At 63.6% G+C, this 19,565-nt stretch carries 18 protein-coding genes and 1 other RNA gene; 15 read left to right on the top strand and 4 right to left on the bottom strand.

Features of this window, described 5'->3' with window-relative positions; genetic code table 11:
* Positions 1-108: 108 nt before the first annotated feature.
* A complete protein-coding gene (gene guaA / locus IC234_RS01270; protein ID WP_190922021.1) occupies positions 109-1,644 on the bottom strand; it encodes a glutamine-hydrolyzing GMP synthase in 1,536 nt (511 codons plus the stop codon).
* Positions 1,645-1,817: 173 nt separating this feature from the next.
* On the opposite strand from guaA, the gene ffs reads away from it, so the two are divergent.
* From ffs to IC234_RS01225, 9 genes are all read left to right on the top strand, one after another.
* Positions 1,818-1,915: signal recognition particle sRNA small type (ffs, locus tag IC234_RS01265), an RNA gene on the top strand.
* Between the two features lie 178 nt (positions 1,916-2,093).
* On the top strand, positions 2,094-2,750 hold the full coding sequence (gene fsa, locus IC234_RS01260) for a fructose-6-phosphate aldolase (protein WP_190922020.1): 657 nt from the start codon (positions 2,094-2,096) through the stop codon (positions 2,748-2,750).
* Positions 2,751-2,841: 91 nt separating this feature from the next.
* Positions 2,842-3,045 (top strand): fructose-6-phosphate aldolase, encoded by a 204-nt coding sequence (locus IC234_RS01255; RefSeq protein ID WP_190922019.1) that lies wholly within the window; start codon positions 2,842-2,844, stop codon positions 3,043-3,045.
* A gap of 4 nt (positions 3,046-3,049) precedes the next feature.
* A complete protein-coding gene (locus IC234_RS01250) occupies positions 3,050-3,733 on the top strand; it encodes a cell division ATP-binding protein FtsE (protein ID WP_190922018.1) in 684 nt (227 codons plus the stop codon).
* Positions 3,734-3,791: 58 nt separating this feature from the next.
* A complete protein-coding gene (locus tag IC234_RS01245) occupies positions 3,792-4,685 on the top strand; it encodes a glycosyltransferase family 2 protein (RefSeq protein WP_190922017.1) in 894 nt (297 codons plus the stop codon).
* A gap of 41 nt (positions 4,686-4,726) precedes the next feature.
* Positions 4,727-5,869, top strand: a complete 1,143-nt coding sequence (locus IC234_RS01240) for a DegT/DnrJ/EryC1/StrS family aminotransferase (RefSeq protein ID WP_223827419.1) — start codon at positions 4,727-4,729, stop codon at positions 5,867-5,869.
* A gap of 86 nt (positions 5,870-5,955) precedes the next feature.
* A complete protein-coding gene (locus tag IC234_RS01235; RefSeq protein WP_223827418.1) occupies positions 5,956-6,270 on the top strand; it encodes a hypothetical protein in 315 nt (104 codons plus the stop codon).
* On the top strand, positions 6,267-7,292 hold the full coding sequence (locus tag IC234_RS01230) for a Gfo/Idh/MocA family protein (RefSeq protein ID WP_190922015.1): 1,026 nt from the start codon (positions 6,267-6,269) through the stop codon (positions 7,290-7,292). Before IC234_RS01235 ends, IC234_RS01230 begins: the two co-directional genes overlap by 4 nt.
* A gap of 117 nt (positions 7,293-7,409) precedes the next feature.
* Complete coding sequence (locus tag IC234_RS01225) at positions 7,410-8,228, top strand: polysaccharide deacetylase family protein (RefSeq protein ID WP_190922014.1); 819 nt, start codon at positions 7,410-7,412, stop codon at positions 8,226-8,228.
* 11 nt (positions 8,229-8,239) lie between these two features.
* Here IC234_RS01225 and IC234_RS01220 read toward each other — a convergent pair whose 3' ends face one another.
* Positions 8,240-9,184, bottom strand: coding sequence for a DUF3078 domain-containing protein (locus tag IC234_RS01220; protein WP_190922013.1), 945 nt, complete (start codon positions 9,182-9,184; stop codon positions 8,240-8,242).
* Positions 9,185-9,394: 210 nt separating this feature from the next.
* On the opposite strand from IC234_RS01220, the gene IC234_RS01215 reads away from it, so the two are divergent.
* The 5 genes from IC234_RS01215 (at position 9,395) to IC234_RS01195 (ending at position 16,609) form a co-directional block, all read left to right on the top strand.
* Positions 9,395-9,850, top strand: a complete 456-nt coding sequence (locus tag IC234_RS01215; protein ID WP_190922012.1) for a BLUF domain-containing protein — start codon at positions 9,395-9,397, stop codon at positions 9,848-9,850.
* Between the two features lie 113 nt (positions 9,851-9,963).
* On the top strand, positions 9,964-12,966 hold the full coding sequence (locus IC234_RS01210; RefSeq protein ID WP_190922011.1) for a PD-(D/E)XK nuclease family protein: 3,003 nt from the start codon (positions 9,964-9,966) through the stop codon (positions 12,964-12,966).
* A 163-nt stretch (positions 12,967-13,129) separates the two neighbouring features.
* A complete protein-coding gene (locus IC234_RS01205) occupies positions 13,130-13,588 on the top strand; it encodes a nucleoside deaminase (RefSeq protein ID WP_190922010.1) in 459 nt (152 codons plus the stop codon).
* Positions 13,589-14,092: 504 nt separating this feature from the next.
* Entirely contained in the window at positions 14,093-14,635 is a 543-nt protein-coding gene (locus IC234_RS01200) for a TetR/AcrR family transcriptional regulator (RefSeq protein WP_190922009.1), read from the top strand.
* A gap of 186 nt (positions 14,636-14,821) precedes the next feature.
* Entirely contained in the window at positions 14,822-16,609 is a 1,788-nt protein-coding gene (locus IC234_RS01195) for a chloride channel protein (RefSeq protein WP_190922008.1), read from the top strand.
* A gap of 18 nt (positions 16,610-16,627) precedes the next feature.
* On the opposite strand, the gene IC234_RS01190 is transcribed toward IC234_RS01195, so the two are convergent.
* Entirely contained in the window at positions 16,628-17,821 is a 1,194-nt protein-coding gene (locus tag IC234_RS01190; RefSeq protein WP_190922007.1) for a cation:proton antiporter domain-containing protein, read from the bottom strand.
* A 114-nt stretch (positions 17,822-17,935) separates the two neighbouring features.
* Between IC234_RS01190 and IC234_RS01185 the strand changes: the two genes are divergently transcribed.
* Complete coding sequence (locus IC234_RS01185; protein ID WP_190922006.1) at positions 17,936-19,156, top strand: BaiN/RdsA family NAD(P)/FAD-dependent oxidoreductase; 1,221 nt, start codon at positions 17,936-17,938, stop codon at positions 19,154-19,156.
* Positions 19,157-19,217: 61 nt separating this feature from the next.
* Here IC234_RS01185 and IC234_RS01180 read toward each other — a convergent pair whose 3' ends face one another.
* On the bottom strand, positions 19,218-19,478 hold the full coding sequence (locus IC234_RS01180; protein ID WP_190922005.1) for a hypothetical protein: 261 nt from the start codon (positions 19,476-19,478) through the stop codon (positions 19,218-19,220).
* Between the last annotated feature and the right edge of the window lie 87 nt (positions 19,479-19,565).

The raw sequence follows: 19,565 nt of genomic DNA, 5'->3' as shown, positions 1-19,565 counted from the left end.
CTTGTCGAAGCATCTACTACACCGCCGAAGTAATTGATTTTACTCTCGGTGTAGAGATGCTTCGACAAGCGCAGCATGACGTTCGGTTTTTCTGGTTTACCTATTGGGTTACTCCCACTCAATCGTCGCCGGCGGCTTGCTCGAAATGTCGTACACCACGCGGTTGATGCCGCGCACCTGGTTGATGATTTTGTTGCTTACCTCGGCCAGGAAATCGTAGGGCAGGTGGGCCCAGTCGGCGGTCATGCCGTCCACGCTGGTCACGGCGCGCAGGGCCACCACCCGCTCGTAGGTGCGCTCGTCGCCCATCACGCCCACGCTTTGCACGGGCAGCAGCATGGCGCCGGCCTGCCACACGTGCTGGTACAGGTCGTGCTCCTTGAGCAGGTTGATGAACACGGCGTCGGCGCGTTGCAGCAGGTCCACTTTTTCGGGCGTGATGTCGCCGAGAATGCGGATGCCCAGGCCGGGGCCGGGGAAGGGGTGGCGGTTCAGGATTTCGCCGGGCAGGCCCAGGGCGGCGCCCACTTCGCGCACCTCGTCTTTGAAGAGCATGCGCAGCGGCTCCACCACTTTGAGGTGCATCTTCTCGGGCAGGCCGCCCACGTTGTGGTGGCTTTTGATGGTCACGGCCGGGCCCTTCACCGACACGGACTCAATGACGTCGGGGTAAATGGTGCCCTGGGCCAGCCACGCCGCGCCCTGCACCTTGTGCGCCTCGCGGTCGAACACCTCAATAAAGGTGCGGCCAATGGCCTTGCGCTTGCCTTCCGGGTCGCTGATGCCGGCCAGGGCGGCGTAGAACTCGGGCGCGGCGTTCACGCCGGTCACGTTCAGGCCCAGGCCTTCGTAGGCCTTCAGCACGGTTTCGAACTCGTCTTTGCGCAGCAGGCCATTATCCACGAAAATGCCGTGCAGGCGCGGGCCGATGGCGCGGTGCAGCAGCAGGGCCGCCACGCTGCTGTCCACGCCGCCCGAGAGGCCCAGAATCACCTGGTCGTCGGGGCCGATGGTGTGTTGCAGGGCCGCCACGGCCGAGTCCACGAAGTGGTCGGGGGTCCAGCTTTGGCTGCACTGGCAGATGTTCACCACAAAGTTGGCCAGCAGCTGCTTGCCTTCGGTGGAGTGCGTCACCTCGGGGTGAAACTGGATGCCGTAGGTGTCCTGCCCTTCGATTTTGAAAGCGGCCACGGCCACTTCCGGCGTGCTGGCAATGATGTCGTAGCCAGCCGGCAAGGTCTTGATGGTGTCGCCGTGCGACATCCACACCTGCGAGCCGGCGTGCATGCCGGTGAGCAGCGGCGAGGCGTCGTTCAATTCGGCCAGCCGGGCGCGGCCGTACTCGCGAATGGTGGCCGGCAGCACCTCGCCCCCGCCCTGCTGGGCCAGCAGCTGCGCGCCGTAGCACACACCCAGCACCGGCACGTGGCCGAGAAGGTGGCTCAGGTCGGGGTTGGGGGCGCCTTCCTCCCGCACCGAACAGGGCGAGCCGGAAAGAATAACGCCCCGAATATCGTCGCTGATGACGAGGTTCGGGGCGTGGGTGTAGGGGTGAATTTCGCAGAACACGTGCAATTCGCGAATGCGCCGGGCTATCAATTGCGTGTACTGCGAGCCGAAATCCAGAATGATAAGTCGTTCCATGCCGCAAAGGTAGGGTTAGGGCCCGGCAGCCCGGCAACGAAATCTGGAAAAAGAAGCAGGCCTGCCGCCGGGGCACGGCACCGCAGGCGCCTCACTGCCAGTGCCGCAGGCGGCGAAAGGCCCTTTTGTGCGAGAAAAGTTGCGATTTTACCGCTTGGCTGCGTATCTTTGCAGCGGCAAGTCAGAACGACCAGCTCCTGCTGAACTCCCCCAGGACCGGAAGGTAGCAAGGGTAGGTGGTTGTAGCGGTGCGATTTTGGCTTGCTTTTTTTTGCCTTTTCCAGTCGGCCCCGGCGCTGCTCTGTTCCGCAATTTGGCGGGCCAATGAGTAGCTTTGGGGCCGATTCTTTTTTCAGGGCCGGAGGGATTCGCGGCAGTGGGAACGTGGCTTTTGGCCAGGAATCCTCCCTCGACCGCCACCCCAAGCCCCAGTTTCCTAAGACCTTATCATGAAATTCTTCATCGACACCGCCAACCTCGACGACATCCGCGAAGCCGTGGAGCTGGGCGTGCTGGACGGCGTGACCACCAACCCCTCGCTGATGGCCAAGGAAGGCATCCGCGGCCTCGACAACTTGATGGCGCACTACCGCCAAATCTGCGAGCTGGTGGACGGCGACGTGTCGGCCGAGGTCATTGCCACCGATTTCGACGGCATCATTCGCGAAGGCGAGGCGCTGGCCGACTTGCACCCCAACATCGTGGTGAAGGTGCCCATGATTAAGGAAGGCATCAAAGCCATTAAGTATTTCGCCGACAAGGGCATCAAGACCAACTGCACCCTGATTTTTACGGCCGGGCAGGCCCTGCTGGCAGCCAAAGCCGGCGCCACGTACGTGTCGCCCTTCGTGGGCCGCCTCGACGACATCGGCCACGACGGCCTGCAGCTCATCGAGCAGATTGTGCAGATTTTCAGCAACTACGGCTACCCCACCGAAGTGCTGGCCGCCTCCGTGCGCCACGTGCCGCACCTCATCCAGTGCGCCGAGATTGGCGCCGACGTGGTGACCTGCCCGCTCAACGTCATCACCGGCCTGCTCAACCACCCGCTGACGGACAAGGGCCTGGCCACGTTCCTGGCCGACCACAAGAAGGTCAATTCTTAATGTGCTGATTTTTTGATGTGCTGATGCGCTTGCCTTTGCTGGCAATGAAACGCAGCACATCAGCACATCAATCAATTAACACATCACCACCATGTACATCATCAAAGTAAAGGGCAAGGCCAAAATTCCGGACTACATCCAGCTGCGGGATGAGGCGTTTGTGCTCATCGCCTATTTCCGGGCCGACCGGCCGCTGAAGGACCTGCACCGCTACGGCCTGGAAGGCAAAGAAAATGAGCTGGCCGCCGTGATTTCGGGCCTCGAATTTGGCAAATTGCAGCCGTTGAGCTTGTAGCTGTATGATTGAAAACGTGATTGAGCTGCACGACGCCACCATCATGCAGGAGCAGCAGGCCGTGCTGCAGGGCGTGACGTTCGCGCTGGAAAAAGGCTCCTTTGCCTATTTGGTGGGTCGCACCGGCTCGGGCAAGTCGTCGCTGCTGAAAACGCTGTACGCCGACCTGCCCCTGCAGAGCGGCATGGGCACGGTGGCGGGCTTTCCGTTGGCGAAGCTGCCGGCCAGCAAGGTGCCGTATTTGCGCCGCCGGCTGGGCATTGTGTTTCAGGACTTTCAGCTGCTGTCGGACCGCACGGTGGCCGAAAATCTCTTGTTCGTGCTCAACGCCACGGGCTGGAAGGGCAAGGCCAAAAAGCAGCAGCGCGTGAGCGACGTGCTGACCCAGGTGGGCCTCAACGCCGCGGCCAACCGCATGCCGCACCGCCTCTCGGGCGGCGAGCAGCAGCGCGTGGTCATTGCCCGCGCCATGCTGAACGAGCCCGTGCTGTTGCTGGCCGACGAGCCCACCGGCAACCTCGACCCGGACGTATCGGACAGCATCATGCGCCTGTTTGCCGAGATTAATAATGCCGGCACGGCCATTCTGATGGCTACGCACAACTTCCAGCTGCTCGAAAAATATCCGCACCGCGTGCTGACCTGCAAAGACGGCGAACTGCTGGATTCGGCCCGCCCGCCGCAGTAATCGACCGGCCCGCGCCCATTCGCCGCCACGCTCCTGCTCATCTCCCCTTCCCCCTGCCATGACCGAAGGCCTGTCGGTGCTGATTCCGGTGTATAACTGGGAAGTGGGTGCGCTGGTGAATTCGCTTCGGGCGCAGCGGCACGACTGGCCCGGCCCGGTCGAAATTCTGCTGTTGGACGACGGCTCCCACCCGAAATTTCGCGAGGCCAATCGACTGCTTGGCGCGCACGCGGGGGTGCACTACCAGGAACTGCCGCGCAACGTGGGCCGCGCCGCCATTCGCAACCAGCTGGCGGCCGCCGCCCAGCACGAATGGCTGCTGCTGCTCGACAACGACAGCTCATTGCCGGACAGCCGGTTTCTGGCGCGCTACGCCGCGGCCCGCGCGCAGGCGCCGGTGCTCATCGGCGGCACCAGCTACCGGGCTGCGCCGCCGGCCGACCCCGCCCTGCGCCTGCGCTGGCATTACGGCCGGGCCCGCGAAGCGCGGGCGGCTTCCGGGCGCCAAGCGCAGCCCTACCAGCAGCTGACAATCAACAACGCGTTGATTCAAGCCGACGTTTTCCGGCAATACCCGCTCGATGAACAGCTGACCGGCTACGGGCACGAAGACACGCAGTTTGGCGAGGCGCTGGCCGCGGCCGGCGTGCCGGTGCGCCACCTCGACAACCCCGTGCTGCACGAAGGGCTGGAACCGGCCGCGGTTTTCCTGCATAAAAGCGAACAGGCGGTGCGCAACCTCGCCCAGGTACATCAGCAAAAAGGCTTGGGCACCGACTCCCGCCTGTTGCAAACGGCCCTGCGCCTGCAGCGGCTGCACCTGGCCAGGGCGGCCCGGGCAGCCTTGGCAGCGGCAGCGCCAGCGCTGCGCCGCCAGCTGCTGACGGCGGCCCCCAGCCTGCGCCTCTTCGACCTGCTGAAGCTGCACTGGCTGCTGCGCGAGCTGGCCTGAGTTTGCCCAGTATCTTTGGCGGCCCCGTTTTCTGCGCCGCTTTGATACTTCCCGCCCCGCCCGCCCCCATTCACCTGCTCAATTTGGCTGCCGAGCACGCCGCCCTGCAACCGGCCCTCGACGAGGCCTTGCGGGAGGTGATGGCGTCGGCGGCGTTTATTCAGGGGCCGGCGGTGGCCACGTTTGCGGCCGAGCTGGGCGAGTACCTGGGCGGCGCCCACGTCGTGCCCTGCGCCAACGGCACCGACGCCCTCACGCTGGCCCTGCTGAGCCTGGAGCTGCCCGCGGGAGCCGAAGTCATTGTGCCGGCCTTCACCTACGTGGCCACGCTGGAAGCAGCGGCATTGCTGGGCCTGAAACCCGTGCTGGTTGACGTGCGGCCCGATACCTTCAACATCGACCCGGCGGCGGTGGAAGCCGCCCTTACGCCGCGTACGGGCGCCATCGTGGCGGTGCACTTGTTCGGGCAATGTGCCGATTTGGAGGCCTTGAAGGCCATTTCCACGCGTCACGGCGTGGCCCTGATTGAGGACAACGCCCAGGCCATTGGCGCCACGTTTCGGTTTGCCAGCGGCGAGACGGCATTTGCTGGCGCGGTAGGCGAAGTGGGCACGACCTCCTTTTTCCCTTCCAAAAACCTGGGCTGCCTCGGCGACGGCGGCGCCCTGCTCACCCGCGACACCGCCCGCGCCGCCCTGCTCCGGCAGCTGGCCAACCACGGCCAGAGCCGCAAGTACCACCACCAGCGCATCGGCCTCAACTCCCGCCTCGACACCCTGCAAGCGGCCCTGCTGCGCGTGAAGCTGCGGCAGCTGCCCGCTAACACCGCCGCCCGCCAGGCCGTGGCCGCCCGCTACGACGCGGCCCTGGCCGGCGTGCCGGGCCTCACCATTCCGGCCCGTGACCCACGCAGCACGCACGTTTTCCACCAGTACACCATTCAGGTGAACGAACCCGAACGACGCGACGAGTTGCAGCATTTCCTCAGCGGCTGCGGCGTGCCGACCATGATATACTACCCGCTGCCGGTGCATGCGCAGCCGGCGTATGCCTACCTGGGCTACCGGGCGGGGCAGTTTCCGGTTGCTGAAAACCTATGTGGCACGGTGCTGTCGCTGCCGATTCACCCGCTGCTGACGGAAGAGCAGGTGACGTATGTTGCTGAAGTAATAGGTGGGTTTTAGTGGCTGCACGAGCAGGTGACTATTCCGCTTAAGCAGGCATTAACTATAAAATGGTGACTAATACAGGGTTTCGCTGGTTGCAGCGCATGGCCGGAAAATTGCTGATTGGTCAGCTGCTGCTGCTGGTTGCGTTTGCCTCCTTGTGCGGCTGGATTTACTATTCAGCATTCTACAGCTACGTGCCTCCGGCAGGCGAAACATATCGTTGTGCAACCGGCGAGTCAGTGGCATTATTCTTTGCCTTGCTCACAACGATTTACCAGTTCGTGCTTTGCTCGTGGCAGGCGGGCTTGGTTCGGCGGAAACCGCATAAAAAAGAGGCCAGTGCATGGAGTATCCTTAGCTTCGCAGCGGCGTTCTTACCGGCCGCACTGTTGATTTACGTATTTTGGATACCTTGAATAAATCGGCTCAGCCCGTCCGTTTTGCCATTAGCGGTGTGGGCCACATTGGCCGCCGCCACGCGGCGCTGGTTTCGCGCCACGACGGAGCCGAACTGGCAGCCCTGATTGACATCCGCGCCGACCTGCAGCCCGGCCTGGCGACGGAGTTTCCGGGCGTGCCCTTTTTCACCTCGCTCGAAGCCTACCTGCATAACGGCCCCGCGGCCGATGTCCTCACCGTGGCCACGCCCAACGGGCTGCACGCCCCGCAGGCGGTGGCCGGCCTGCGCCACGGCCTGCACGTGGTCATCGAAAAGCCCATTGCGCTGCACAAAGCCGACGCCGAAACCATCGTGCACACGGCCCTGCAAACCGGCCGGCTGGTGTTTGGGGTGATGCAGAACCGCTACTCGCCCCCGGCCGCCTGGCTCAAGCAGATAGTGGACGAGGGCCGGCTGGGCCAGGTGTTTCTGGTGCAGCTGAACTGCTTCTGGAACCGCGACGCGCGCTACTACCGCCCCGGTGGTTGGAAAGGCACGCAGGCGCTCGACGGCGGCACTTTGTTCACCCAGTTCAGCCATTTCGTCGATTTGCTGTACTGGGTGTTTGGCGACATCACCAACATTGCGGCCCGCTTCCGCGACTTCACCCACGCGGGCCTGACCGAGTTTGAAGACAGCGGCCTCGTCACCTTCGACCTCGTGCGCGGCGGCAGCGGCACGCTCAGCTACAGCACCGCCGTGTGGGACCGCAACCTCGAAAGCTCCCTTACCGTGGTGGCCGAGCGCGGCAGCCTGCGCATCGCCGGCCAGTACATGGACAAGGTGGACTACTGCCACATTGAAGGATACCACATGCCCGAACTGGCGCCTACCAACCCGGCCAATAACTACGGCGCCTTCCAAGGCTCGGCCGCCAACCACGTGCAGGTCATCGAAAACGTGGTGGACACCGTGCAGCGCCGCAGCACCGCCACCACCAATGCGCTGGAAGGCCTGAAAGTGGTGGAAATAATTGAGCGGATTTACGCGCTGCGGTAGCACGTGGCGTCACGACGTCACATCCTTCTTGTGAAGAGCCACAACCTACGCGCGCCCGTGGCAAACCCATACAGAGGGCCAGCACCGCTATCCTGAAAAATTATAATATATTCGGATATGCAAGCTAGAATAATGGTGAAAATTGTGGTGCTGACCTTGTGGCACGCCAGCGCGTGGGCACAACCGAGCAAGGCCACCAAACCCCGCAAAGCCATTATTTGCTTGACGTACGATGATGGGCTGGACACCCAGCTCACCACGGCCCTGCCCCAGCTCGATTCGGCGGGGTTAAAAGCCACGTTCTTTCTAAACGCCATCGCCGGCTCTTCGCCCACGGAGGTGATTGGGGAGCCTCCGGCCGCCGTGGTGGGCTGGCGGGCCGCCGCCGCGCACGGCCACGAGCTGGCCAACCACACCCTGTTCCATCCGTGCCCAGAAAAGCTGGGCTGGACGAAAACCGTGGCCATTGAGACCTACACCGTGCCCCGCATTCTGGAAGAAATCCGAACCCAGAACGCCTTGCTGGCCCTGCTGGACCCCGCCCGCCGCGCCCGCGCCTTTGCGTACCCGTGCAACAACACCCTCATCGGGTCGGTCGATTACCTCCCCAGCGTGCAGCGCAGCGGCCTCGTGAAATTCGGGCGGGGCGGTGGCGACCGCACCAGCATCGTCACCAACTTTGCGACCTTAAACCCCATGCAGGTGCCCAGTTGGTTGGTGGAGCCCGGCACCACGCTGCCCGAACTGATTGCCTTCGCCGAAAAAACAAAACAGGCCCACGGCATGGGCGTGTACCAATTCCACGGCGTGGGCGGGCAGATTTTTAAGGTTTCGAGCAATGTTCACCGGGAATTCTTGGCGTATTTGAAAGCTCACGAAGCCGAATATTCGGTACTCACCTTTTCGGCAGCGATGGCCGTGGTCACCCAGAAATAAGTGCAGCGGCCTTATTTCTTCGCGTCCACGAAATTCTGCACCGAATACGCCACCCCGAGGGTGAGGCCCTGCGAAAATTGCACCGCGCCGTCTTGGTCGTAGTCGTAGAGGGCAATGCCGTTGAGGGCCACGTTCACGTACTTGCCCACTTTGGCGGTGAGGCCCACGTCGAGGCGGTGGTCGATTTCCTGGGGGTTGATGTTTCTGTAGTTGGCAAACAGCAGGTAACGCGCTTTCAGGTTGACGTTGGGGCTGATGTTGCGGTCGAGTTCGGCCAGAATTTGGGCAGCCAGGATTTCCCAGCGCGTGCTGTGGCCGGGGTTCACGCCGTAGGGCGTGTCGCCGAGGACGTCCACAAACCTGTCGGCGCGGTTCACGACGGTCAGGCGCGGCGCAAAGGGCGCCAGGCGCAAGTGGAAATAAGGAGCGGGGCGGTACTCGAACCCATACGCGGCGGTGAGAAACGCCGGCGCAAAAAAATCGGACACTTGCCGGGCGCGCTCGTCGCCGTTGGCATCCTTATCGTACTTGTAGCCGGGGGCAAACTGCGAAAGCAGGTTCAGCGACACGAACATGTCCCACTTTGTGCTCATGGCCCAGCCGTATTTGGTGTCGAGGTAGAGGCGGTCTTGGCCTTTGCGGTAGCCCAGGCCCTTGGTTTCGGAGAAGGCAAAGAGGAAATCGGCTTCGTTGTCGAAGCTGTGGGCGCCGCTTTTGCGGTTGGCGCGGGCGTTGGCCAGGGCGTTGAAGCCGATGGTGTTGACGCCGCCGCCGCGCCAGTTGCTGCTCAGCAGGGCCTCGTTCAGCCCCAGGCCGGTTTTGAGCGACTTGCGCCAAAGCGGGTCGGGCGCGGGCGCCGTGGGCGCGGGGTCCGGAATGACGGTGGGCGTGGTTTGGGCCCGCACCGATAGGGTGCCGCACAGGGCGACCAGCGGCAGGAGAAGACGTGTTTTCATGAATGCAGGAGTGAGTGTGGCGGCAAAGTAAGCTTGGCCATACAGAAAGCAGTATCCGGCCGCGGACCGGTGCCGATAACGGAGTCTATTTTTATACGTAGTAACTGCACTATTCTTTTGAGTAGCAATATGCGTTGCGCATCGGGGCAGGGTTTGCTTCGGGCCCGAAGCCGGTCGCCGCCCTGCTTGCCGTTCTTAAACATTCGCCCCATGGCTTTGCATCAACTCGTGTATCAAAGCCAGGCGCTGGTGCCCTTCGAGCCGCGGGAATTGTCGGCGCTGTTGGAGCAAGCGAGGCGCTACAACCGGGAGCATGGCATCACGGGGCTGTTGCTGCTCACGCCCGACGGGCGGTTTGTGCAAGCACTGGAAGGCGAGTACGACGCGGTGCGCCACCTCTACCACAACCGCATTGCCTTGGACCCGCGCCATTTCAACTGCCAGGTGCTGGGCGAGGCGGCCAACCGCAAACGCGTGTTCGGGGGGTGGTCGATGGGGTTCCGGCCGGCGCAACCCGCCGACCTGCGCCGCCTGCTGAGCCCCGTGCCCCCCGATACGCCGGCGCTGCTCATCCCGCGGCCCCACACGTGCCCCGAATTGCTGGCGATTCTACACGATTTTGTGGCCTGGGGCGAAACGGCTGCCGAATTGGAGCAGCCGCTTTAGCACGCCAGCGCCAGGAGTTTACCGAGGGCAGGACTGTTGGGAAATTTCCGAAGGTGCACGTGCCAGCCCGCGAACTGCACCGTTCGCGCTGCTGTCTTGGTATCTTTACCCCGATGCCTTCCCGCCCTGCTTCCGACGTTTTTTCTGCCCCCACGGCGCCCGCTGCCGCGCCTGCCTCCTTCCTCGCCACCGTGGCCCGCGAGCTGCTGGACCGCTACGGCTCCGGCCCGCTCGATGAGCTGTCCGACATTGTGGTGGTGGTGCCCACGCGCCGCGCCGTGGTGTATCTGAAGAACGAGCTGGCCGTGAACCTGCCCGTGGGCGCCCCGCTGTGGGCCCCGCGCGTGGCCGCCATGGAAGACTACATGGTGGAGCTGGCCGGCGTGCAGGTGGAAGAGCCCATTGCCCTGCAGCTGCTGCTCTACGACATCCTCAAACGCATTGACCCGCACCTCGATTTCGACCAGTTTGTGGGCTGGGCCGGGCTGCTGCTGAGCGACTTCTCCAACCTCGACCAGAACCTCGCCCCCACCCGCAAGGTGTTCGAATACCTGAGCCAGGCCAAGGCCCTGGAGCGCTGGGACCTCGAAGCCCTGCCCGAGAAAAGCCGCGCCGCCGCGCACTCCTTCAGCTTCTGGGACCAGCTGGAGCAAGTGTACCGCGAACTGCAGCGGCGCATGAAGGCCAACCACCTCGCCTACCCCGGCCTGGCCTACCGCCTGGCCGTGGAAAAACTGGAAAAAACCATCCAGGACCCGGCGGCGCCCGAAGTAGCCCGGCACGTGTTCGTGGGCCTCGGCAACTTGTCGCGCTCCGAGGAGAAGCTCATTCGCTTGCTCCTCACCGCCGGGCGGGCCGAAGTGCGCTTCGACGCCGACCCGTTTTACCTCGAGAAAGACTCGCCCAACCGCGCCGGCCAGCACCTGCGCCGCTACTTTGAGAAGTGGCAGCTGCCGCTCGACAACTTCGGCGGCGGCGTGGAGTGGCTGCGCGGCCGGCCCCGGCACGTGCGCTACCTCGGCGTGGCCAACCCCAGCATGCAGGGCAAGCTGGCCGGCCAGCTCCTGGCCGAAGCCCGCCGCCAATACCCCGACGCCACCGTGGCCGTGGTGCTGCCCGACGAAACCCTGCTCCTGCCGGTGCTGCACGGCCTGCCGCCCGACGAGGTGCCCGACTACAACGTGACCATGGGCCTGAGCTTCCAGGCCACGCCGCTGTTCAATTTGGTCGATTTGCTGTTTGAGGTGCACCTCACCGGCATCCGCGAGGGCAGCCCCGAAACCGGCTACGGCGTGCCGCGCTACCATCACCTGGCCGTCACCAAGCTACTGAGCCACCCCTTCCTGCGCCGCTACCAGCAGTGGCAGGACCGCCAGGCCGACCAGCCCCAGTACCACGGCGTGCTCGACCAGATTTGCCGCGAAATCGTGCGCCTCAACGCCGTGCTGCTGCCGGCCGAGGAGCTGCTGCGGCTCGGCGCGCATCACCCCATCGTGGAGGCGCTGTTCAAAACCTGGGATAACTGCGACGACATCATTGCCGCCTGCAACACGCTCATCGACTTACTGAAACAGGTGTACGCCGACCAGCAGGGCGGCATCGAGGCCGAATACCTCTACCTGTTTTATACGCTCGTCAAGCAGCTCGACTCGGCCTTCGACTGCCGCGAGCAGCGGCTGTCGGTGCGCTCGTTCCGCCGGTTTTTGTACGAGCAGATGGGCCGCACCCGCTTGCCCTTTTCCGGCGAGCCCCTGGCCGAAGTGCAGGTGATGGGCTTGCTGGAAACCCGGGCGCTGGATTTCGACCACCTCATCATCCTCAGCTGCAACGAAGGCGTGCTGCCGGCGCCCAAAAAGCAGCAGTCGCTCTTCCCCTACGACGTCCTCACCGAGTTTAAGCTGCCCACCTACGCCGACGCCGAAGCCATCACGGCGTACAATTTCTGGCGCCTGCTCCAGCGCGCCCAGCGCGTCGACCTGGTGCACGTGCTGCCCGGCGCCGAGGGCATGAAAAGCGGCGAGCGCAGCCGCTTTCTGCTGCAGCTGGAAAACGACCTGCTGCCCCAAAACCCGCAGCTCACGCTGGAAGACCTGACGGTTTCGGTGGCCGGCCCGGACGCCGAAGTGGGCGCCAATCCTTACGAAGGCGACCTCATTCTGGAAAAGGACCCCGAGATGCTGGCCGCCCTGCGCGGCGTGCTGGAACGCAACATTTCGCCCTCGCGCCTCAACGATTTTCTGGCCTGCTCGCTGCGCTTCTATTTCTCGAAAGTGGCCCGCTTCCACGAAAACGACGCCGTGGAGGAAACTCTGGAAGCCAGCAGCTTCGGCACCATGGTGCACGAGGCCTTGGAAAACCTCATGCAGCCCTTCGCCCAGGAGGCGCGCTCCATCACGGCCGACGACATTCCGGAGCTCATCCGGCAGGCCCCGCACGAAGTGCAAAAGGCCCTGCGCCAGGAAGAAACCGAAAAGCACGCCCGCGCCGACGAAGGCCTCAACCACGTGTACGGCCAGGTGGCCACGCGCCTCGTGGTGCGCCTGCTCGAAAGCCTGACCGAGCAGCCCGGCCTGCTGCCCATCCGCTTGTTTGGGTTGGAAAAGGAATTGGCGGCCACCGTCTTCGTGGATGTGCCGGGCCAGCCGGAGCCGCTGGCCGTGCGCCTGTTCGGCTTCGCCGACCGCGTGGACGAGCTGCCCGACGGCCGCCTGCGCGTGGTCGACTACAAATCGGGCCTGGTGAAGCGCAACGACCTGCAGCTGCGCGGCTACCGCGACCGCCTCAGCCCCGCCGAAGCCACCGAGCGCCTGCTGCTCGAAGCCTCCTCCAGTGCCGACAAAGTGCGCCAGCTCTGGCTCTACCGCCTCATGCTGGCCCACACCGCCCAGCGCGAAACGGCCGAAACCGCCATCCTCTCCCTGCGCAACATCGACGAAGGCCTGCTCTCCGCCGACCTCAGCTTCATCACCGACGGCGGTCAGGAGTTCGTGGCCGCGTCCGAAGAACTGGTGCGTAAAATTGTGCTGCGCATCCTCGACCCCACCGAGCCCATCCGCAAAACCGACGACTTCACTAAGTGCGAGCATTGCCCCTACAAGGGCATTTGCGCACGGTAGTGCTTTCTGTTTTGTCAGCCTGAGCTGTCGCGAATCAAGCGAGGTCGAAGGTCCTTCTCACCAAAGAACAACTTGCAACAGGTAAAGCAGGCGTGAGAAAGTCCTTCGCTCCCCTCTGGCTGACAGTCTCCTTTCTCATTTACCCAATAACAACACCCATCCCATGACCAACCAAAACCCCACTGGCAAAGACGAATTCATGCAAGCCGCCATCGACGAAGCCCGCCTGGGCCGTTCACAAGGGGGCATTCCCATCGGCTCGGTGCTCGTGCGCGACGGCAAAATCATCGGCCAAGGCCACAACAAGCGCGTGCAGGAAGACAGCGCCATCAAGCACGGCGAGATGGACTGCCTCACCAACGCCGGCCGCCAGCGCAGCTACCGCGACACCGTCATCTACACCACCCTCATGCCCTGCTACATGTGCGCCGGCACCATCGTGCAGTTCAAAATCCCGAAGGTGATGGTGGGCGAGAGCCGCACCTTCGGCGAGTCGCGTGCTTTCCTGGAAAGCCACGGCGTGGAAGTGGTCGACCTCGACCTGCAGGAGTGCGTGGATATGATGAACGAGTTCATCGAAGCCGAGCCCATCCTGTGGAACGAGGACATTATGGAGCTATAGGCTAGCTCGATAGCGGAAATTTAGTGCGCTGATAAAAAGGCGAGTGAGTGTTTGCTTACCAATAGTGAGCTAACACTTATATGGCCTTAGCAACTCCTCACCTACCTTTGTTGCGCTATCAGTCATAAAGTTGACCGAGCAGCCAATTCCCACGTCCTCTTTCGCCAGGTGTATCCCACCCCACCTGGGAAAACAATGGTTGAATCCGTTCGGGCCTCCGTCCTAGGAGCTACGGCATGCGGAGTTCAACACGTTACAGCCGGTTAAGTCGAACGCGCTTCGATTTAACCGGCTGTATTGTTTTGGGCCAGTGGCGCGTTTCCGGCAAAGCACCTCGAGCGCCGTGCGAATGGCACGGACGGGTTTACTTTTTGGCCAATTCGCGCAGTCTCTGCGTGCCCGTGCGCCCTAAATGCCTGCCGCGGGCCCTATCTTGCCACCGAGATGGGACCGTAAACGGCCCTGGGACTGATTTTTGGCGGTTTATTTATATTCGGTTGGGCTATGACCAGTCATTCCAAAATTGAGCAGGCGGCCCTGCAGCTTTTCGGAGAACGGGGCTACGACAGCACCTCCACCCTGCTCATTGCCAAGGGCGCCGGAGTGTCGGAAGCGCTGCTGTTTAAGTATTTTCTGAGCAAGGAGAAGCTGTTTGAATACCTCATCAAGCAGGGCTTTCGGCGCATTGTGGAAGCCAATCGCGGCATTCTGACGGAGAAAAACCCGCGCGTGCTGGTCGAAAACGTCATCGACCTGCCCTACAAGCTGGTGCACGATGAGCCCGACTTCTGGAAGATGCAGGACAAGGAGTTCAACCGCCCGCTGGTGCAGAAGTACTTCCAGCGCTTCATGAGCCCGATTGACAGCCTGCTCAAGCAGGCCTTCACCGACTTGGGCACCCCCAGCCCCGACATGACCACGCAGCTGCTGCTGCTGCTCATTCAGAGCCTGTGGCGCAACCTGCTGTACGAGCACGACCCCAACCTGCAACAGCTCGGCGCGCACCTGAAGCGCACCTACCTGCAGGGCGTGCCGGCCGCGAAATGACCCGGGCGCCAGGCCCGCGCGAAGCAACCCCGCGGCCGCGGCATCCGAATCCTGAGCAGAGGCCTGACAATTTGGGCCGCCGGCGTTGCGTTGCCGACAGCAAGCCGATGGTTGGTTTCACGCGCCTCTCATCTGCCGGCATTTTTTTTGCGTTGATGCTTTTGCGTTGACTTCCCGCTCTCGCTTATGCCCCACCACGCCGTTCACCGACTGTTGCGCCCGCTGCTGGTTTGGCGGGCCCGCCACATCAGCGAACGGATGTACATGCTCATCCTGAGCGTGCTGGTGGGTGGGGCGGCGGGCCTGGCGGCCGTACTCCTCAAAACATCGGTGCGCTGGGGCCAGGCCATGCTCCAAAACGGCATTTCGGAGCCCAGCCGGGTGTTTGCGTTGTCCATTTACCCGGTGGTGGGCATTGCGCTCACGGTGCTGTTTACCAAGTTTTTCCTGGGCGGGCAGCTGGGCCGGGGCATCGGCCCCATCATCTACAACACGGCCCGCGAGGGCAGCGTGGTGCCGCGCTCCAAGCTCTATTCGCAATTGGTGACGGCTTTTCTCACGGTCACCTTTGGCGGCTCGGCCGGTACCGAAGCCCCCATTTCCGTCACCGGTTCGGCCATCGGTTCCAACGCCGGCCGGGTGCTGCACCTGGACCGGCGGCGGCGGCGCCTGCTCACGGGCTGCGGGGCGGCGGCGGGCGTGGCGGCCATCTTCAACTCCCCCATTGCCGGGGTGCTGTTTGCGGTCGAAACCATCCTGCTGGAGCTGCCGGCGCAGTATTTCATTCCGCTGCTGATTTCGTCGGCCACGGCCACGGTGGTGTCGAAGGCGCTGTACGCGGGCCAGCCGTTTGTGCTCATTACCACGAGCTGGCCCGTGGATGCGGTGCCGTTTTATGTGCTGCTGGGCTTGTTCACGGCGTTTTTCTCGGTGTATATGATTCGGACTTACCACTGGTCCGAACATTTTTTTGAGCGCTGGCCGGGGTTGCGCTGGAGCAAGGTGGCGCTGGGCGGCCTCACGTTGGGCGGGCTCATTTTTCTGTTTCCGACTCTCTATGGCGAGGGCTACAACACGGTGGAATTGCTGTTGCGCGGCCATCCCGAGCACATCACCGACGGCAGCATTTTCTCGGTTTACCAGGACAATAACCCCTGGCTGCTGCTGGTGCTCGTGCTGTTCAGCATGCTGCTGAAGGTGGTGGCCACCAGCATCACGGTGGGCAGCGGCGGCAACGGGGGCATGTTCGGCTCGTCGCTGTTTGCGGGGGCGCTGGCCGGGTTCTTCTTTGCCCGCATCATCAACCTGAGCGGGCTGGTGCACATTCCGGAAGTGCACTTTGTGGTGCTGGGCATGGCCGGCACGCTGGCGGGCGTCATTCACGCGCCGCTCACGGCCATCTTCCTCATTGCCGAAATCACGGGCGGCTACGCCCTGTTTGTGCCGCTGATGCTGGTGGCCAGCTCTTCCTACCTCATCACCAAGTACTTCGAGCCCTACTCGGTGTACACGCGCAAGCTCACGGCGCGGGGCGTAGACGTGTACGCCAACAAAGACCGGGGCCTGCTGGCCCAGCTCGACCCGCGCCAGCTGCTCAAGACCGATTTTATTCCGGTGCGGCCCAGCACCACGCTGGGCGAGCTGGTCGACATTTTCCGGCATTCCTCGCGCGACTTGTTTCCGGTGGTGGCCGCGGGCGGCCGGTTGCTGGGCGTGGTGAGCCTGAACTCGGTGCGCGACGCGCTGTTCGACGACGCCCACTATGCCACCACCCACGTGCGCGAGCTCATGAAGCCCGCCCCCGCCGTGGTGGGCCCCAACGACGACCTGGAGCACACCCTGAGCCTGCTGGACCGCCACGAATTCTGGGCCCTGCCCGTGTGCGAAGAAGACGGCCGCTACCTGGGCTTCATCGTCAAAACCGACATTCTGGCCCGCTACCGGCGCCAGCTCATCCAGGAAAGCGAGGCCTGAGCTTTGGCCACCTGCCCGTCAATACTCGCCGAGCTCCGGGGCTTTGCGCGCCAGCTGCAGGCCCACCATCATGAGCAGGCCGGTGAGCAGGATGACCACGAAAAGGATGTTTTCGCTCACTTCTCCTATCAGAAAACGAGCCGGAATGCTGTAGAACAACAGCACCGAAATCAGGCCCTTGGGGGCAATGAACAGCTCGGGCACCAGGTCGGTGCGGGCCACGTAGCGCAGGTACACGTAGCGCACCAGCGTGAGCACGCCCACGATGAGAGCTCCTTGCAGCAGCAAGCTCACGCTGGCTAAGTTGCTCAGGGTGATGGAGTAGCCAAACAGCAGAAAGAAGAACGTGCGAATAAGAAACGCCGACTCGGCGGTGATGCTTTTGAGCTGATGCAGTTCGCGGGCCAGCTGCTCGGGGTGCAGAAAGCGGCGCAACAGCGGGTGCTGCAGCAGCTGGTCGGCGTTGTTGACGGCCAGCCCGAAGGCCAGCACCAACACCAGGGAGGAGAGGTGCAGCATTTTGGCGATGCTGTAGATGAGCACCAAAAACGCAAACAGCAGAAAAAACTTGACGTGCGAGCGCAGGCGGCCCAGCAGCCAAGCCAGCAGCGCCGTGCTGAGCACCGCCACCACGGCCACGGCCAGTACATCGCGCCCGAACGTGACAACGGACCAGCCTTGCGCAAAGTCGTCCTGCAAAATGAAGTTGAACAGCATGATGCCCACGATGTCGGAAAACGTGCTTTCGTAGACGATGAACTCCTGTTTGTCGCCGCCCAGGCCGGCCACGCTGGGAATGGCCACGGCGCTGCTCACCACGGCCAGCGGCACGGCGTTGAGCAGGCTGCTTTGCCACCGGGCCCCCACGTAGAAATGCAGCAGCGCCGCAATGGCCGCCACCTGCACCCCCATGATGAGCACCGCCGCCAGAAACGAGCGCCGGATGAGCGGGGCCTTGTCGCGGGTGAGGCGCAGGTCGAGTGAGCCTTCCAGCACAATCAGGATAAGCCCCACAATGCCAAATAGCTGCAGCAGCACCGGCGGCACGGCCACCGGCACGCCTCCCCAATAAGCGGCGGCCTGGCTCAGGGCAATGCCGGCCAGCAGCAGCATGAGCACCGACGGCACCTTGGTGGCCCGCGCGGCCAGGTCGAACACGTAGGAAAGCAGCACGGCCAGGCTCAGGCCGATGAGGATGGTGTAGGGTCCCATAGAGGAGCTTGCTAACGGGCGAGCCAGCGGTGGGGTTAAGCCCTAGCGCCCGTGGGCCGTAACTTGGCGGCCCGTTTCGGGGGTGCGCCATGGCCTTTCCAACCTTCTTTTTGTATGCATAAGCGCCGCGGCGAAGTCGTCGTAATCGGGGGCGGGCCGGCGGGCCTCATGGCCGCCCAGCGCCTAGCCGAGGCCGGGCTGGCCGTGCAGGTATTTGAGGCCCAGGCCACGATGGGGCGCAAGTTTCTGGTGGCCGGGCATGGCGGCTTCAACCTGAGCAACGCCGAAGAAACCGCCCGGTTTGCGGGCCGCTACGGCGCCCAAGCACACCGTTTTCGGGAGCTGCTGGCGCATTTCTCGCCCGCCGACCTGCGGGCCTGGGCCGCCGATTTGGGCATCAAAACCTTCGTGGGCACCAGCGGGCGCATCTTCCCGGTGGCGGCACACAAACCGGCCGAGCTGCTGCGGGCCTGGCTGGCCCGGCTGCGGGAGCTGGGCGTCGGGCTGCATACCCGCCACCGCTGGCTGGGCTTTGCGGGCGACCACGGCCTGCGCCTGCGCGACGAAACCACCGGCCAGGATACCACCCTGGCCCCCGCCGCCACCGTGCTGGCCCTGGGCGGCGCCAGCTGGGCCAAAACCGGCTCCGACGGGGCCTGGGTGCCACTGCTGCAGGCAATTGGCGTGCCCGTGGCTCCCTTCGCCCCCGCCAACTGCGGCGCAGAAGTGAATTGGTCGGATTTCTTCAAGCAGAAAGTTGGCCGCGCCCCACTCAAAAACATCAGTGTGCGGGTGAACGACGGCCCGCCGGTGCGCGGCGAAGCCTTGCTGACCGAATACGGCATCGAGGGCACGCCCGTGTATGCGCTTACGCCGCAGGTCCGGCAGGCGCAGGCCGCCGGCGGGGCCACGCTGTTTCTGAATTTGAAGCCCGACTTGCCGGCGCCGGCGCTGCTGGATAAACTCCAGCAGCGCCGCAGCGGCACCTCGCTGCCCGATTTTCTGCGCAAAGCCCTGCACCTGGGAGCGCCAGTGCCCACGCTGCTGCGCGAAACGGCGCCCGACGTGGCCACCTACCCGGCCGAAGCCCTGGCCGCCTTGCTTACTGCGGTGCCACTGCCCGTAGCCGGGCTGCGGCCGCTGGAAGAAGCCATTTCCACGGCCGGCGGCATCGGCTTCGCGGCCGTTGATGAATTCCTGATGCTGCGGCAGCGCCCCGACACCTACGTGGCCGGTGAAATGCTGGACTGGGAAGCGCCCACCGGCGGCTACCTGCTGCAGGGCTGCTTCAGCACCGGGGCGTGGGTGGCGCGGGGCATTTTGGCAAGGCTGTAGCAGGGATAAGCCGTTTGTCGTTGCGAGCGCGGCGCCCGCAATGACAGCTACTACTCCTTCTCTATTCCTTAGCCAGCGCTTTGGCTTTTTCCTCGGCTTCGCGCAAAATCTGGCGGGCTTCGCCGAGCAGGCGACGGCCGGGGTCCAGCTCTTCGCGGGCGATGAGGGCGAAGAGCAGGAAAAACGAGGCCAGCGGCAGCAGCCAGCCCAATGCAAACCACAGCCAGAACGAGCGGCCCCGGCTCTGGGCACAGTAGCCGGTGAGGATGGGGATGAAGGAAATGGCCACCGCCATCACAAAAAGCATGTCGACGAAGAGCATGGGCCGGGCGTGCGTAAGGGCGGTGGAAAACGCCGACGGCGGGCCGGCGCTGGTTCGAAGATACGGATTTCTGAACGGGGGATGAAG

The sequence above is a fragment of the Hymenobacter armeniacus genome (assembly GCF_014699055.1).
Classification (GTDB): domain Bacteria; phylum Bacteroidota; class Bacteroidia; order Cytophagales; family Hymenobacteraceae; genus Hymenobacter; species Hymenobacter armeniacus.
The sequence above is the reverse complement of the archived record's forward strand: the minus strand, read 5'-3'. Positions and strand labels throughout refer to the sequence as shown.